A 15791-nucleotide genomic window follows, 5' to 3' on the forward strand; every position below is an offset into this window, starting at 1 on the left:
GAGGTATGCGGGCCTTTGTCGCGGTGCAGCCGTGAATGCCCGAAGTTATGCTGCTGCCAATCCATTCATGCGGAGAGGACGCGCCCGTGACCGTGGGACCTGTGGAATACCTCGTCGTCGCTTTTCCGGGCAGCCGGTTCACCGGCGCCATCGCGCCGGCGCTGGCCGACGCGGTCGCCTCCAAGGCGGTGCGCATCCTCGACCTGACCTTCGTGCAGAGGGCCGAGGACGGCACGATCCAGGCCGTCGAGCTGGACGATCTGGACCCCGACGACCTGGTCTCCTTCGAGCCGGTCGAGGGGGAAGTCAGCGGCATGCTGAACAGCGAGGACATCCGGATGCTCGGCGAGCGCGTTCCGCCGGGCAGCTCCGCCGCGCTCATCGTGTGGGAGGACCTGTGGGCGGTCCCGCTGGCCGAGGCCGTCCGGGCCTCCGGCGGACAGGTCATCGCCCACGAACGGATTCCCGCCGAGGTCGCCGAGGCAGCCGCCTCCGCCGCCGGCCACGACAGCTGACGCCCGCACCGGAAGGGGAACACGCCATGCCGATCTTCCGAGGACCCGGAATGAACCGCCGCGGACCCGGCCTCATCGGGGCCGCCGCGCGCACGGCCGTCATCGCCGGAACCGCGTCCGCCGTCACCGGGCGGGTCCAGCAGCACCAGCAGAACAGGTTCGCCCAGCAGGAGGCGGAGCAGTACGCGGCCCAGCAGCCGATGCCGCCGGCCCCGCAGCCCGCCGCACCGCCCGCGGCGCCGGGCGACGACGTGGTCGGGCAGCTGGAGCGGCTCGCCGCGCTGAAGCAGCAGGGCATCCTGACCGAGGCCGAATTCGAGGCCCAGAAGGCGCGGCTGCTGGCCGGCTGAGCGCAGGGTTCCGGGGCGCCTGCTCCGTAATCCCGGTTCCGCCTGCCCGCATGACGGCGACGTCCGGCCGTTCGATGATCCCCGGCGTTTTACTTTGTCGATGTGACGACATCATGCGATTTTTGATCCGGCCAGGCCGAAATCATTTCGGATGCGCGCCGGGAAAAGAGGAAATCCATCGTGCAAACCGTCAGGGCCGTTCCGACCGTTTCCGCCCTCAATCTGCGCGATCTCGGCGGCATCACGCTGGGCCCGGGCCGACAGGTACGGCCGGGCGTGGTGCTGCGCGCCGGCCGGCTCGGCGGCCTCGACCCGGTCGACGCCGCGGCCGTGGCCGCACTCGGCATCCGTACGGTCGTCGACCTGCGGACCGCCGACGAGCGGAGCTCGGCCCCCGACTCCCTGCCGCCCGGCGCCCGGCTCTTCGTCGCCGACGTGCTGGGTGACAATCCGGGCGTGACCCCCGCCCGGTTCCGCGCGCTGCTCGCCGACCCCGTCGAGGCCGAACGGCTGCTGGGCAACGGCAAGGCGGAGGAGGCGGTCGCGCAGTCGTACCGGCAGCTGGTCCTCTCACCGGGGGCCGCGGCCGCGTACCGCGCCTTCATCGACACGGCCGCCGACCCCGCGGCGCGGCCGGTGCTCTTCCACTGCGCCACCGGCAAGGACCGCGCCGGCTGGGGGGCCGCCCTGCTGCTCCTGATCCTCGGCGCCTCGCGCGACGTCGTGCGGGAGGAGTTCCTCGCGGTGAACCCGGTGCTGCGGGCCGTCGGACGGCCGTACGTGCAGGGCTTCCTCGACGCCGGCGGCGACCCGGAGATCGCCTCGGCGATCATCGAGGTCCGGCCCCGCTACCTCGAAACGGCGCTGGCCGCCATGGACGAGCGCTGGGGCGGCCTGGACGGCTACGTACGCGACTGCCTGCGCGTCCCCGGCCCCACGCTGCGACGGCTGCGGAGCGAACTCGTCGTCTACACCGGCCAGTAGCCCGCCGCCCACCCCGCACAGCACGCTGCCCCGGCACGCCGAGTGCCGGGGCAGCCTTCGTCTTCGCGTCCGCGTCAGATCTTCAGGAGGCGTTCCGTGAGGTCGCGGTAGTGCTGGAGCGTGATCCGCAGCTCCTCGGTCCGCGTCCCGGGGTCGCCGCCGTCCCGCTCGCTGACGTGCAGGGTGCTGCGGCGCTCCTTGAGGGCGTTCGTGAGGCCGGCGACCACCGCGTCGAAGGTGGACTCGGCCTCCTCCACCGCCCGGTGCGGGCTCTCCACGAAGTCGGTCACCGCCTGGTGCAGCCGGTGGGCCAGCTTGTCCTGGTCGCCGGCCGGGAGGAGCCGCTCGGCGCCGTCGTGCGCGGTGTGCGTCCGGCTGTCGCGGTCCGGGGTGTGCGTCCGGTCCGTACGGTCGGTGTCCTTGTGCGCGTCCTTGTGCCCCAGGTCCGTGCCGCTCGTGTCCTTGTGGCCGAGGTCCTTCTCGGCGAGGGGACCGGGGCGGCGGCGGGCGGGGGAGTGGAGGGCGCCGTCCGGGCGGGCGGGCCGAGGTGTCGTCGGAGAAGTGCGGGGAGGGGACGGTCCGGTCCTCGGTGGCCGGACGGCTCGTGGGCGCGGCCGTGGGCCGCGGGGTCGGGTCGGTGTCCTTGGTCATGCCGTGCCACTTCCTTCCGCGTGATGGTGCTTGTCCGTGTGCTGGTGCCCGTCCCGGCGGACCGAGCGGTCCGAGCCGTTGGACACGAGAACGTCGAAGAGGCCCCGGGCCTCGACCAGCGCCGTCCGCAGCTGCTCCGTGTCGCCCTCGCCGCGCTTGGCGGCGTGCACGCGCCGATAGCCGTGGACGTGCTTGGCGTGGTGGACCGAGAGCGCGTCGCTCTGCTCGTCGAAGTCCTTGCCGTCGGGGAAGCCCATGTCCCGGGCCAGCTCCGCGAGGAGCGTGTCGGCCTCGGCCACCGCCTGCTGCGGCGAGTCGACGAAACGGTCCTGGACCTGCGCCCAGCGCGCGAGGTAGCGCTCCCGCTCCTCGGGCGTCAGCGCACGCTCGTCCAGCGAGCCGTGCCGCTTCAGCCGTTCGTTCAGTTCCTGTTCGGCGGCCTTGGTGTCGCCGTTGTGCCGGGCCACGGCACGCTCGTACTCCGGTCCGAAACGCCGCCGCAGGCCGTGGCCGCCGTTCTTCCGGCCGAAGACGAGGAACGCTCCGGCGGCCACCACCACGACGACCGCGAGGATGATCACGAGGGTCGTCATCGTCACCACCCCCGGCGGTAGTCGGTCCGCGGGTCGCTGTGTTCCACTCCCACCACCCCTTCGGGTTCGTTGCCCGGCGTGCCTTCCGGCCGGGCGTGACGCTCGTGTACCCCCGCGAACGCGTTCGAGACGCACCGGCTTCGACAAGCGCGGCCAAGGGGCCCCTGAGGCCCCCTCGGTAGGGTGGGAGACGCCGCAGCAGGCGTACTCCGAGAGGGGATCACGGTGACCGAGCGCAAACCCGCGGGTGTCAGCTTCGAATCATGGGTGGACCAGCAGATCCGGGAGTCCGAACGGAACGGTGACGTCTCCAAGCTGCCCGGATTCGGGAAGCCGATCGAGGCGCTGAGCGCCCCGTACGACGAGGCGTGGTGGATCAAGTCGAAGATGCAGCGCGAAGGCGTCTCCGTGCTCCCGCCCGCCCTGGCACTGCGCAAGGAGGCCGAGGACGTCGTCGCCGGTCTGCCGGAGATCCGGACCGAGGCCGAGGTGCGCCGGGTGCTCGGCGAGGTGAACGAGAAGATCCGCGAGGCCGTCCGCAGGCCGCCGCCCGGCCCGCTGCTGAACCTGAGCCCGTTCGACGTGGACGCTCTGGTGGCGGAGTGGCGCGCCGGACGCGCCGCCTCCTGAAGGGGCCGGGGCCGCTCCCGGAACGGATGCGTAATACTCGCCCCATGAGATCAAGCGTTACGCCGACGGGTCGCCGGATGCCCAGCGGCCCGGTCCGCGTCAGGCGGGCGACCGCGCGCGACGCCAAGCGGCTCACCCGGCTGGTCCGGTCGTCGCGCGCCTACGAGGGCCCCTACGCGTCGATGGTCGCCGGGTACCGGGTGGGTCCCGACTACATCGAGGCCCATGAGGTCTTCGCGGCCGTGTGCGAGGCGACGGACCGCGTGCTCGGCTTCTACGCGCTCGTCCTGGACCCGCCCGAGCTGGACCTGCTCTTCGTCGCGGACGACGCCCAGGGCACCGGCACCGGGCGGCTGCTGATCGGCCATCTGAGGGGGAGGCGGAGGCGCGGGGGCTGCCCGGCGTCCGGGTCGTCTCGCATCCGCCGGCGGAGGGCTTCTACCTGACCATGGGCGCGCAGCGGACGGGCACCGTCCTGGCCGCGCCGCCCGCCGTGCTGTGGGACCGGCCCGAGCTGCTGCTGCCGGTCGCCTGAAGCGCGCCCCTCAGGCGTCCGAGGCGCGGTGGACGTCGGTGACGGTGAAGAGCCCGCCGTCCGGGTCCAGGAGCGTCGCCTCCCGGCCCTCCGGCTGCGACAGCTCCTCCACCAGGGAGCCCCCGTGCTCGCGGGCCCGCTCCACGGCGAGGGTCACGTCGTCCACCGGGAAGTTGACCTGCCAGTGCGGGCGGACCAGCGGGTCGGGGGCCGCCTCGACCGCGCCGGAGCTGATCCGGGCCAGCTGGCGGCCCCCGCACTGGACGATCACCTCGTCCTTCGCGTACGACACCTCGCAGGCCCCCGGTTTCCCGCTCGCCCAGTCCAGCACCTCGCCGTAGAAGATCGCGGCGTCGAAGGCGCTCCGGGTGCGCAGCCGCAGCCAGGCGTGCGCATGGCCGTCCGGGGCGGGCGGCGAGGTCGTCGGCGCGGTCCGCTCCCAGATCCCGAACCCGGCCCCGTCCCGGTCGGCAGCCAGCGCGCCGCGCCCCTTGCCGAGCGTCAGCGGGCCCACCGCCACCGTTCCGCTGCGCTCCCGGATGCGGGAGGCGGCGACATCGGCGTCCCGGACGGCGAAGTAGGGCGTCCAGGCCACCGCGACCCGGAAGGCGGTGGCCACGGCACCGATGCCGGCGACCGGCACATCGCCGCGGCGGGCCACCGAGAAGTCGTCGCCGAGCCGGCCCGGGCGGAAGCTCCAGCCCATCACCGGGCCGTAGAACTTCTGGGCGGACTCCAGATCGCGGGTCATCAGATTGACCCAGCAGGGAGCGGCGGACCCGGTCAGGGCCGCACGCGCGGGCGCCGTACCGGAGGTGCTTGGGGTCATGGTGCCACTGCCTTCATCGAGGGTGCGGCAGATGTGCCGACGGGCTTCGGGGCCGCCACCAAGCCTCGCCGGGGGCGGCCGCTCCCGCAAACGCGGCGCCGTCGCCCGCCCCGCCGCACCCCCGGGCGGCGCAGGTCAGTCGCGCTTGTCGTCGTCCTCGTGGCGGATCGGCTCGTTGCCGTGCTCACCCAGCTCGTACGGCGAAAGGCCCCGGCCGTCGTCGGGGAAGCGGTCGTTCCCGTGGACGTCCGGTTTCTCCTCGTGGCTGCGGTGGTCCGGGCCGACCGGCTGCTCGTCCGGCCGGGGCGGGGGCAGCTCCTGGTCGTGCCGTCGCTTGCCCAGCAGGAAGGCACCGATCAGCATGATCACCAGCAGTACGCCGATCACGCCCATCACGACGCCGGTCGCGCCGCGTCCGTCCGCGAGAGTGACCGCCAGGGAATTCAGGGCTCCATCCGAAACATCCATGGTTGCCGGATACCCCAGGACACAGGCGTCACTCGGGACGGCGATCGAATTCATGTTTTAAGTGGATATGGGCACCGAAAATGTTTCGGGCGGTGTGAGTCCGGCCGTGCCGGGCACGCGGGGATTCCGGGCCGCTCCTGTCGCCGTCGGACGTGTGCGGGGTCAGCCTGGAAAGTACGGCAATGCCCTTCGGAAGGAGCCGCGGTGAACAGCGCACAGGACAAGCGACAGGCAACGGAGGACCACCACGACCAGGAGGTGTCGGTCGTCCTCAGCGAGTGCCCCGAGGAGGACGCGCGCACCGTCTTCGACGTGCTGAGGGCCGCCTTCACCACCGACCGCTCCTCGGCCGACGTGCCCCACGAGGCCGCGGGCCGGCGCCCCACGGCATGGGCCGCGACCGTCGACGTGTCCGAGGCCCGGGTGGTCTCGGGGTCCGTGGCCCTCGGCGCCCCCGTCACGCTCGACGTGCAGGGCGGCTACCACGCCGTGGACCGGCTCAGGGGCGGGCTGGCCGACGCCTTCGCCGTCCGCGTGGTGGGCACGGTGTCCGGGGACCAGGAGGAGGAAGTGCGGCTGCGCCTGGAGAACAAGTAGGCCGAACGCCCCGTGCGGGCGTCGCGAGGGCGCCGATGCGCCGCTCATATCTGGTAGAACTCGGACAAATGTGACTTCTTCGAAAGGTGTCGTGCGTGGATCCGTCCAGTTCGTGGGAGGGCGGCGCCGAGTCGCCGGCGCCCGGCGACCTTCCCTCCGCCACCCTGACCCTGCACATCAACGGAGCCGAGCGCACCGTCACCCTCGATCACCGCACCACCCTCCTGGACGCCCTCCGCCACCACCTGGACCTCACCGGGGCGAAGAAGGGCTGCGACCACGGCCAGTGCGGCGCCTGCACCGTCCTCGTGGACGGCCGCCGCGCCAACAGCTGCCTGCTGCTGGCCGTCGCCCAGGACGGCTCGCGCATCACCACGGTCGAGGGCCTGGCGGACGGCGACCGGCTGCACCCCCTCCAGGAGGCGTTCCTGGAACGCGACGCCTTCCAGTGCGGCTACTGCACCCCGGGCCAGCTCTGTTCCGCCGCCGGCGTCCTCGCCGAAGCGGACAACGGCCACCCCTCGCACGTCACCCCGCACGACGCGCCCGTCGCGGCCCCGGCCCGGCTCGGCCCGGAGGAGATCCGGGAGCGGATGAGCGGCAACATCTGCCGGTGCGGTGCCTACCCGCGGATCGTCGAAGCCATCGAGGACGTGGCGTCGTGAAACCCTTCGCCTATCTGCGCGCCGAGACCGTCGCCGACGCGGTGCGCGCCTGCGCCGCCCACCCGGGCGCCAAGTTCCTCGGCGGCGGCACCAATCTGGTCGACCTCATGAAGCTCGGCGTGGAGACCCCCGGCATGCTGGTCGACGTCAGCCGGCTGCCGCTCGACCAGGTCGCGGACACCGCCGACGGGGGCCTGCGCATCGGCGCCACCGTACGCAACAGCGACCTGGCCGCCCACCCCGCCGTACGCACCCGCTACCCCGCCCTGTCGCAGGCGCTGCTGGCCGGCGCGTCCGGGCAGCTCCGCAACATCGCGACCACCGGCGGCAACCTCCTCCAGCGCACGCGCTGCCTCTACTTCCAGGACACCTCCAAGCCCTGCAACAAGCGCGAACCCGGCACCGGCTGCCCCGCCATCGAGGGCAGCCACCGCGACCTCGCCGTCCTCGGGCACTCCGAGGAGTGCGTCGCCACCCACCCCTCCGACATGGCCGTGGCCCTCGCCGCGCTCGACGCGGACGTCGTGCTGCACGGCCCGGAAGGCGAACGGACCGTCGCGGTGACCGACTTCCACCGGCTGCCCGGCGACAACCCCGACGCCGACACGGTCGTCCGGCCCGGCGAACTCGTCACCGAAGTGCTGCTGCCACCCCGGGCCGACGGCACGGTCAGCCTCTACCGCAAGGTCCGCGACCGCGCCTCCTACGCCTTCGCGCTGGCCTCCGTCGCCGCCGTCCTGCGGGTACGCGACGGGCACATCGAGCACGCGGCGCTCGCGTTCGGCGGCCTCGCCCACCGGCCCTGGCGGGCCCGCGCGGCCGAGGAGATCCTGCGCGGCGCACCCGCCACCGACGCGACCTTCCTCCGCGCCGCCGACGCCGAACTGGCCGAGGCCCGCCCGCTGCGCGACAACGCGTTCAAGGTGCGCCTGGCCCGGAACCTGGCCGTCGACGCCCTCGCCGAACTCACCGCCCGCACCTGAAGAGCCGAGGATCCCGCCATGAGCCACGCCCCCCAGCCGCTCGGCGCGCCCGCCGTCCGCCGCGAGGGACGCGCCAAGGTGACCGGCGCCGCCCGCTACGCCGCCGAACGCGGCCTGCCCGGCTGCCTGTACGCCTGGCCGGTGCCCGCCTCCGTGCCGTCCGGCCGGGTCACCGCCGTCCGCACCGTCGACGCCCTCGCCCACCCCGGCGTCCACTCCGTCCTCACCCACGACAACGCGCCGCGCCTGGCCGAACCGGACGACCCGATCCTCGCCGTCCTCCAGGACGACCGGGTGCCCCACCGGGGCTGGCCCGTCGCGCTCGTCATCGCGGACAGCCTCGCGAGCGCCCGCGCGGGCGCCGCCGCTCTGCACATCACCTACGAGACGAACCCGCACGACGTCCTGCTCACCGAGGACCACGCGGGCCTCTACACCCCGGAAGAGGCCAACGGCGGCTACCCGGCCGTGCGCGAACGCGGCGACTTCGACCGGGCCTTCGCGGAGGCGCCCGTACAGGTCGACGCCACGTACACGCTGGAACCGCTGCACAACCACCCCATGGAGCCGCACGCCTCCACCGCCCACTGGTCGCCCACCGGACACCTCACCGTGTACGACTCCAGCCAGGGCGCCACCAAGGTGCGCGACAGTCTCGCCGCCGCCTTCGGGATCGGGACCGACCGGGTCACCGCCGTCTCCGAGCACGTCGGCGGCGGCTTCGGCTCCAAGGGCACCCCGCGCCCGCAGGTCGTGCTCGCCGCGATGGCCGCCCTGCACACCGGCCACCCCGTCGAACTCGCCCTGCCCAGGCGGCAGATGCCCGCGCTCGTCGGACACCGGGCGCCCACGGTGCAGCGCGTCCGCCTCGGTGCCGAGGCCGACGGCACCCTCACCTCGGTCGCCCAGGAGATCATCACCCACACCTCCCGGATCAAGGAGTTCGTGGAGCAGGCCGCCGTCCCCGCCCGCGTCATGTACGGCTCACCGCACAGCCGCACCACGCACCGGGTCACCGCCCTCGACGTACCCAGTCCGTCGTGGATGCGCGCCCCGGGCGAGGCCCCCGGCATGTACGCCCTCGAATCCGCCCTGGACGAACTCGCGGCGGAGACCGGCGTCGACCCCGTCGAACTGCGGCTGCGCAACGACCCCGCCGACGAACCCGACTCCGGCAAACCCTTCAGCAGCCGGGGCCTGGCCGCCTGTCTGCGCGAGGGCGCCGAACGCTTCGGCTGGCCGGACCGCGACCCCGCCCCCGGCGTCCGCCGCGAGGGCGCCCTGCTGCTCGGCACGGGCGTCGCCTCTGCCACGTACCCCGTCTACGCGAGTCCCGGCCACGCCTCCGCGCACGCGGCCCCCGACGGCACCTTCCGGATCGCCGTCAACGCCACCGACATCGGCACCGGCGCCCGTACCGTCCTCGCGCAGATCGCCGCGGACGTGCTGGGCGCGCCACTGGACGACGTGGCCATCGACATCGGCGACAGCGACCTGCCCGACGCCCCGCTGGCCGGCGGCTCGTCCGGCACCGCCTCCTGGGGCTGGGCCGTGCACAAGGCCGCCTCCGGGCTCGCCGAAAAGCTCGCCGCGCGCGGCGGGCCGCTGCCCGCCGAAGGGGTGACCGTCACCGCCGACACCACCGAGGAGACCGCCGAGGAATCCCCGTACGCCCGCCACGCCTTCGGGGCGCACTTCGCCGAGGTCGCCGTGGACACCCGCACCGGCGAGGTCCGGGTGCGCCGGATGCTCGGCGTCTTCGCGGCCGGGCGCATCCTCAACTCCCGTACCGCGCGCTCCCAGTTCATCGGCGGCATGACCATGGGCATCGGGATGGCCCTGACCGAGGGCTCCACCCTGGACCCGGTGTACGGCGACTTCGCCGAGTGCGACCTCGCCTCCTACCACGTCCCCGTCTGCGCCGACGTGGCCGCCGTCGACGCGCACTGGATCGAGGAGGACGACCCCCACCTCAACCCCATGGGCAGCAAGGGCATCGGCGAGATCGGCATCGTCGGCGCCGCCGCGGCCGTCGGGAACGCCTTCCGGCACGCGACCGGCGTCCGCGTGCGCACCCTGCCCCTCACACCCGACCGGGTGCTCACCCACCTGGCCTGACCGAAATGTTGCGCGACCGGCCCAGCCGGGTCACCCTGTGGAGTGACCCAGAAGAGACATCTGCTCACTCTTCGTATTCGGGGGTCGTTGGTTCAACGAGGCGAAGTCGTGGGCCTCGATGTGAGGAGCCTCGACGATGACCGTTCCACTCGACCGGCACTATCTGGTCGAACTCCAGGTTTCCGCAGACCGTGTGGACCAGCTGCGACGCATAGTCGCCGCCCACCTGCGCCACTGGAGTCTCGAACTCCACGTACGGCCCGTGTGCCGTGCCGTGGAGGAGCTGCTGACCAATGTCCACCGGCACGTCGGTGACGACAACCGCTGCGTCGTCGAACTCCGGTGGTCCGGACGGCACCTCACGGTCTCCGTCGCCGACAACGGCTCCGAGATGCCGCGGCTGCTCCACGAGGGCGGCGGCCTGAGCCGCGTCATGGCCCTCAGCGACAGCTGGGGCACCTGCCGGACCGCCGAGGGCAAGGTCGTCTGGTTCACCCGGTACGCCCAGGAGCCGCAGCACATCGAGCTGGTGCCGCTGCCGCCGCTGCCCGGCGTCCGCGAGTTCCGCCGCCCGCCGGCCGCGGTCGCGGAGATCCCCGAGCCGGTCCCGGCCGCCGCCGAGGAGACCGTCCCCGTCCCCGACGCCGCCCCGGCGCTCGTCTGAGACGCACGGCCCCGCCCCCAGCCCCCGGCCGGCGCGGATCGCATGTCCCGAGCATGCATGATCCGCGCCGGCCGGGTATGCGGTGGCGGGGCGGTGCCGTGTCACGGCCCGCGTTGCGGCCGGGCCCGCCGCGCGGCACGGTCGAAGTACCGAGGCAAGGAGGACACAGTCATGCCCATCGCGACGGTCAATCCCGCGAACGGCGAGACGCTCAGGACGTTCGACGCGCTGGAGGACGACGAGATCGAGAAGCGGATCGCCGCGGCCGACGCCACGTTCCGCGACTACCGCACCACCACGTTCGCCGAACGGGCCCGGCTGCTCAACCGGGCCGCCGACCTCCTGGACGAGGACCAGCAGGACATCGCGCGCACCATGACCCTGGAGATGGGCAAGCCCGTCAAGGCCGCCCGCGCCGAGGCCGCGAAGTGCGCCAAGGCGATGCGCTGGTACGCCGCGCGCGCCGAGGGCCTGCTCGCCGACGAGCACCCCGATGCCGCCGATGTGGAGGACTCCGGCGCGGTGCGCGCGTACGTCCGCTACCGGCCGCTCGGCCCGGTCCTCGCCGTGATGCCGTGGAACTTCCCGCTGTGGCAGGTCGTGCGCTTCGCCGCCCCCGCCCTGATGGCCGGCAACACGGGCCTGCTGAAGCACGCGTCGAACGTGCCGCAGACCGCGCTGTACCTCGGCGACCTCTTCCACCGCGCCGGCTTCCCGGCCGGCTGCTTCCAGACCCTGCTGGTCGGCTCCAAGGCCGTCGAGGGCATCCTCCGCGACCGCCGGGTGGCCGCCGCGACGCTCACCGGCAGCGAACCGGCCGGCCGCTCCGTCGCCGCCATCGCCGGTGACGAGGTCAAGCACACCGTCCTGGAACTCGGCGGCAGCGACCCCTACCTGGTCCTGCCCTCGGCGGACGTCGCCAAGGCCGCCCGCACCGCCGTCACCGCCCGCGCCCAGAACAACGGCCAGTCCTGCATCGCCGCCAAGCGGTTCATCGTGCACACCCAGGTGTACGAGGAGTTCGCCGAGCGCTTCACCGTCGGCATGCGCGAGCTGACCGTGGGCGACCCGCTGGAGGAGTCCACCGACGTCGGGCCGATCGCCATGGAGCAGGGCCGCGCGGACCTCGAGGAGCTGGTGGACGACGCGGTGGACCGGGGCGCCGAGGTGCTGTGCGGCGGCGGACGCCCCGAGGGCCTGGCCGGCGGACTGGAGAACGGCTGGTTCTACGCCCCCACCGTCCTCGCCGGCATCACCCCCGAGATGCGCATCCACCGCGAGGAGACCTTCGGCCCGGTCGCCACCCTCTACCGCGTGGACAGCCTGGACGAGGCCGTGGAGGTTGCCAACGACACCTCCTTCGGGCTCAGCTCCAACGTCTGGACCCGGGACGCCGCCGAGACCGAACGCTGCGTCCGGGACCTCCAGGCCGGCGGCGTCTTCTTCAACGGCATGACCGCCTCCCACCCCGCGCTGCCCTTCGGCGGGGTGAAGCGCTCGGGCTACGGGCGCGAGCTCGCCGGACACGGCATCCGCGAGTTCTGCAACGCCACGACCGTCTGGTACGGCTCCGAGCCCCGGTGACCGCACCCGCGACGCCCCCGATCCCGCCCCGCCGAGAGGTCACCATGAGCGACGCCCCACCGCCGTCCGGCCCGTCCGACCAGGAACTCGACGCGCTGGACGCGCATTGGCGGGCTGCCAACTACCTGGCCGTCGGGCAGATCTACCTGATGGACAACCCCCTGCTGACCGGGCCGCTCGCCCCCGAGCACATCAAACCCCGGCTGCTCGGACACTGGGGCACCTCACCGGGGCTCAACCTCGTGTACACCCACCTCAACCGCCTCATCGGCGCCCGCGGAACACCGGCGCTGTGCATCTGGGGCCCGGGCCACGGCGGGCCCGCCGTCCTCGCCGGCTCCTGGCTGGAAGGCAGCTACTCGGAGACGTACCCGGACGTCGGCCGGGACGCGGAGGGCATGGGCCGGCTGTTCAAGCAGTTCTCGTTCCCCGGCGGCGTCCCCAGCCACGTCGCCCCCGAGACCCCGGGCTCCATCCACGAGGGCGGCGAACTCGGCTACTCCCTCGCCCACGCCTACGGCGCCGCCCTCGACCACCCCGAGCTGCTCGTCACCTGCGTCATCGGCGACGGCGAGGCGGAGACCGGGCCGCTCGCCGGGTCCTGGCACGCCAACAAGTTCCTCGACCCGGTCCACGACGGGGCCGTCCTGCCGGTGCTCCACCTCAACGGCTACAAGATCGCCAACCCGACGGTGCTCGCCCGCCTCCCGCACACCGAGCTGGACGCCCTGCTGCGCGGCTACGGACACGACCCGCTCTACGTGGAGGGCGACGAACCACGCGCCGTGCACCGGGCGATGGCCCTCGCGATGGACCGCGCCGCCGACCGCATCGCGGAGATCCAGGCCGCCGCCCGCACCGGCGGTGAGACCGAGCGCCCGCGCTGGCCGATGATCGTGCTGCGCACCCCCAAGGGCTGGACCGGCCCCGCCGAGGTCGACGGGCTCCCCGTCGAGGCCACCTGGCGCGCCCACCAGGTCCCGCTGCCCGGCGTCCGCGACAACCCGGACCACCTGCGCCAGCTGGAGGCGTGGATGCGGTCCTACCGGCCGGACGAACTCTTCGACGCCGAGGGCCGCCCGACCGCACAGGTGCTGGCCTGTGTCCCCGAGGGCGCCGCCCGCCTCGGCGCCAGCCCGTACGCCAACGGCGGCCTCCTCCTGCGCGACCTGCCCGTCCCGGACCTCGACGGCTACGGCGTCCCCGTGGACCGGCCCGGCACCACCCTCCGGGAGCCCACCCGCGTACTCGGCGGTCTCCTCGAAGCGGTCATGGCCGCGACGGCCGACCGCAGGGACTTCCGGCTCGTAGGGCCCGACGAGACGGCCTCCAACCGGCTCGACACCGTCTACGAGGCCAGCGGCAAGGCATGGCAGGCCCGCACGCTCCCGACCGACGAGCACCTGTCCCGGGACGGCCGGGTCATGGAGGTCCTGTCCGAGCACCTGTGCCAGGGCTGGCTGGAGGGCTATCTGCTGACCGGCCGGCACGGGCTGTTCTCCTGCTACGAGGCGTTCGCGCACATCGTGGACTCGATGGTCAACCAGCACATCAAGTGGCTGCGCACCTCGCGCCGCCTCGCCTGGCGCCGCCCCATCGCCTCGCTGAACTACCTGCTCACCTCGCACGTCTGGCGCCAGGACCACAACGGCTTCTCGCACCAGGACCCGGGGTTCGTGGACCACATCCTCAACAAGAGCCCCGAAGTCGTACGCGTCTACCTGCCGCCCGACGCCAACACCCTGCTCTCCGTCGCCGACCACGCCCTGCGCAGCCGGGACTACGTCAACGTCATCGTGGCAGGAAAGCAGCCCAGCTTCGACTGGCTCACCCTCGACCAGGCCCGGGCGCACTGCGCGCGCGGCGCCGGGCTCTGGGAGTGGGCGGGCACGGAGGACGGCAGCCGCGAGCCCGACGTCGTGCTCGCCTGCGCCGGTGACGTACCCACGCTGGAGACCCTGGCGGCCGCCCAGCTGCTGCGGCGCCATCTGCCGGAACTGGCGGTGCGGGTGGTGAACGTGGTCGACATGGCCCGGCTCATGCCCCACTCGGAGCACCCGCACGGCATGCCGGACTCCGAGTACGACGCGCTGTTCACCCGGGGCAAGCCGGTCATCTTCGCGTACCACGGCTATCCGTGGCTGATCCACCGGCTGGCCTACCGCCGCGCCGGCCACGGCGACCTGCACGTACGGGGTTACAAGGAGGAGGGCACGACGACCACGCCCTTCGACATGGTCGTCCGCAACGACCTCGACCGCTACCGCCTGGTCATGGACGTCATCGACCGGGTTCCCGGCCTGGGCGTACGCGCCGTGGCGGTGCGTCAGGAGATGGCGGACACCCGCACCCGCCACCACGCCTGGATCCGCGAACACGGCACCGACCTGCCCGAGGTCGCCAACTGGACCTGGGAGGGCTGAGCCCGGTCGCACGGCGAGGGCCCGGACGGAGACTTCCGTCCGGGCCCTCGCCGTGCGACCGGCCTGCTCAGAAGCGCAGTTCCGCCGCGATCCGGCCGTGCGCCTTGAGCGAGTCGTCCGCGACGAAGAACACCTCCGCGCCGCTGTCCAGCGCCGCCTCGACCAGCTCGTCCACGATGTCCTCGCGGACGGTCGCGTCGGACGGGTCCACCACCTCGTCGGTCACCGGCTTCAGGTGCTCCTGGTCGACCCGGACCGTCTGCTGGTAGTGCTCCTCCACCGCCAGCAGGCCCACCCGGCCCTCGCGCACCGCGGCCCACACCTCGTCCAGACCGCCGGCGAACGCCTTGCGGCCGCGCGCCGCGTCCAGGCGCCCCTCGATCTCCTTCGCGAAGTGCGCCCGCCGGGCGTCCAGGGCCGGGCGCAGCTCGGTGAGCAGGTCGCGGGGCGCGTTGTCGGCCGGCGCGCCCTTGGTGACCCGGCCGACCGCGTCCTTGGCGCACTCGCTGACCTCGTCGAACAGGGCGAGCGCCGGCGCGATGCCGACCAGGTACAGCGGGCGGGGGTCGGTCGCGAGGACGGCGCGCAGCTTCTCGTCCACCGTGCGCAGGAAGTTCCTGGTGTCCTCGCTGGCGAAGTTGGACGGCGTGTCGCCGGTCCGCTCCATCCGCTGCGGGTTGAACTCCTCGCGCGGGGCGGACAGCGGGAAGCCGCCGACGTGGGCCTCCTGCGCGGACTCGGTGGTGCCGCTGAAGAGGGCGGCGTGGTCGGCGGCCACGGTCAGCGCCCAGTAGGGGCGGGCCTGTGCCTTCGCGGCGACCAGGTTGCGGGTGAGGTAGCTGTCGCTCAGCACCACCCGTTCGGGTGCGGTACGCGGCAGCCGCCAGATTTGGTACTCGTCCGAGGTGGCGAGGAGCACCAGCGCGTCCATGGCCCGGCGCTGGTCGAGTTCGCCGGCCGCGCGGTCGAGCTGCTGCTTGATCGCGGCGCACACCTCCCGGCTGACCTCCGGATCGGCTTCCAGCCGGTTGTGGGCCTCGGACAGCAGGTTGCGCAGCCGTACGGCGTCCTGGGCGTTGTCCGGGGCGCGCCGGTGGGTCGGCATGGTCAGGGACAGGGCCGGATAGGGGCGGGTCCGGCGGAGCTCCTGCAGCAGGCCGGCGGTCAGGGCGTCCGTGTCCATCAGTTCCCTCCCGGGGAAT

16 protein-coding genes and 1 pseudogene are annotated in these 15791 nt (G+C 73.2%); 12 read left to right on the plus strand and 5 right to left on the minus strand.

What is annotated here, in order from left to right; translation table 11 throughout:
- Positions 1–86: 86 nt before the first annotated feature.
- The 3 genes from NEH16_RS29255 (at position 87) to NEH16_RS29265 (ending at position 1849) form a co-directional block, all read left to right on the plus strand.
- Positions 87–515 carry a DUF6325 family protein gene (locus NEH16_RS29255; RefSeq protein WP_242442258.1) on the plus strand — a complete coding sequence of 143 codons (429 nt, stop codon included), beginning with the start codon at positions 87–89 and terminating at the stop codon, positions 513–515.
- Between the two features lie 50 nt (positions 516–565).
- On the plus strand, positions 566–865 hold the full coding sequence (locus NEH16_RS29260; protein ID WP_073969055.1) for an SHOCT domain-containing protein: 300 nt from the start codon (positions 566–568) through the stop codon (positions 863–865).
- Positions 866–1045: 180 nt separating this feature from the next.
- On the plus strand, positions 1046–1849 hold the full coding sequence (locus tag NEH16_RS29265; RefSeq protein ID WP_265545988.1) for a tyrosine-protein phosphatase: 804 nt from the start codon (positions 1046–1048) through the stop codon (positions 1847–1849).
- A 74-nt stretch (positions 1850–1923) separates the two neighbouring features.
- On the opposite strand, the gene NEH16_RS29270 is transcribed toward NEH16_RS29265, so the two are convergent.
- Entirely contained in the window at positions 1924–2139 is a 216-nt protein-coding gene (locus tag NEH16_RS29270; protein ID WP_265545990.1) for a hypothetical protein, read from the minus strand.
- A gap of 357 nt (positions 2140–2496) precedes the next feature.
- Positions 2497–3102: a hypothetical protein gene (locus NEH16_RS29275; RefSeq protein WP_265545991.1), complete on the minus strand. Its 606-nt coding sequence runs from the start codon at positions 3100–3102 to the stop codon at positions 2497–2499.
- 216 nt (positions 3103–3318) lie between these two features.
- Between NEH16_RS29275 and NEH16_RS29280 the strand changes: the two genes are divergently transcribed.
- Together NEH16_RS29280 and NEH16_RS29285 are read left to right on the plus strand one after the other, a co-directional pair.
- Positions 3319–3723, plus strand: coding sequence for a DUF1992 domain-containing protein (locus NEH16_RS29280; protein ID WP_265545992.1), 405 nt, complete (start codon positions 3319–3321; stop codon positions 3721–3723).
- 44 nt (positions 3724–3767) lie between these two features.
- A pseudogene (locus tag NEH16_RS29285) lies at positions 3768–4258 on the plus strand (GNAT family N-acetyltransferase).
- A 10-nt stretch (positions 4259–4268) separates the two neighbouring features.
- Here the strand turns inward: NEH16_RS29285 and NEH16_RS29290 are convergent.
- Together NEH16_RS29290 and NEH16_RS29295 are read right to left on the minus strand one after the other, a co-directional pair.
- Positions 4269–5087: a VOC family protein gene (locus NEH16_RS29290; RefSeq protein WP_073969059.1), complete on the minus strand. Its 819-nt coding sequence runs from the start codon at positions 5085–5087 to the stop codon at positions 4269–4271.
- A 135-nt stretch (positions 5088–5222) separates the two neighbouring features.
- On the minus strand, positions 5223–5555 hold the full coding sequence (locus NEH16_RS29295) for a DUF6479 family protein (RefSeq protein ID WP_073969060.1): 333 nt from the start codon (positions 5553–5555) through the stop codon (positions 5223–5225).
- 204 nt (positions 5556–5759) lie between these two features.
- Between NEH16_RS29295 and NEH16_RS29300 the strand changes: the two genes are divergently transcribed.
- From NEH16_RS29300 to NEH16_RS29330, 7 genes are all read left to right on the plus strand, one after another.
- The gene (locus tag NEH16_RS29300; RefSeq protein WP_265545995.1) at positions 5760–6152 is read left to right on the plus strand and encodes a hypothetical protein; all 393 of its coding nucleotides are present in this window, start codon (positions 5760–5762) and stop codon (positions 6150–6152) included.
- A 95-nt stretch (positions 6153–6247) separates the two neighbouring features.
- Complete coding sequence (locus NEH16_RS29305; protein WP_265545996.1) at positions 6248–6817, plus strand: 2Fe-2S iron-sulfur cluster-binding protein; 570 nt, start codon at positions 6248–6250, stop codon at positions 6815–6817.
- Entirely contained in the window at positions 6814–7800 is a 987-nt protein-coding gene (locus NEH16_RS29310; protein WP_073969063.1) for an FAD binding domain-containing protein, read from the plus strand. The genes NEH16_RS29305 and NEH16_RS29310 overlap by 4 nt, the downstream gene beginning before the upstream one ends.
- Positions 7801–7818: 18 nt before the next feature.
- Positions 7819–9918 (plus strand): xanthine dehydrogenase family protein molybdopterin-binding subunit, encoded by a 2100-nt coding sequence (locus NEH16_RS29315; protein WP_265545998.1) that lies wholly within the window; start codon positions 7819–7821, stop codon positions 9916–9918.
- A gap of 136 nt (positions 9919–10054) precedes the next feature.
- The gene (locus tag NEH16_RS29320; protein ID WP_265546000.1) at positions 10055–10582 is read left to right on the plus strand and encodes an ATP-binding protein; all 528 of its coding nucleotides are present in this window, start codon (positions 10055–10057) and stop codon (positions 10580–10582) included.
- A gap of 171 nt (positions 10583–10753) precedes the next feature.
- The gene (locus NEH16_RS29325; RefSeq protein WP_265546001.1) at positions 10754–12166 is read left to right on the plus strand and encodes an NADP-dependent succinic semialdehyde dehydrogenase; all 1413 of its coding nucleotides are present in this window, start codon (positions 10754–10756) and stop codon (positions 12164–12166) included.
- A 44-nt stretch (positions 12167–12210) separates the two neighbouring features.
- Positions 12211–14589, plus strand: coding sequence for a phosphoketolase family protein (locus NEH16_RS29330; RefSeq protein WP_265546002.1), 2379 nt, complete (start codon positions 12211–12213; stop codon positions 14587–14589).
- A 67-nt stretch (positions 14590–14656) separates the two neighbouring features.
- Here NEH16_RS29330 and NEH16_RS29335 read toward each other — a convergent pair whose 3' ends face one another.
- On the minus strand, positions 14657–15772 hold the full coding sequence (locus NEH16_RS29335; RefSeq protein ID WP_265546003.1) for a chemotaxis protein: 1116 nt from the start codon (positions 15770–15772) through the stop codon (positions 14657–14659).
- Positions 15773–15791 lie beyond the last annotated feature (19 nt).

Source organism: Streptomyces drozdowiczii (genome assembly GCF_026167665.1).
GTDB classification, from domain to species: domain Bacteria; phylum Actinomycetota; class Actinomycetes; order Streptomycetales; family Streptomycetaceae; genus Streptomyces; species Streptomyces drozdowiczii_A.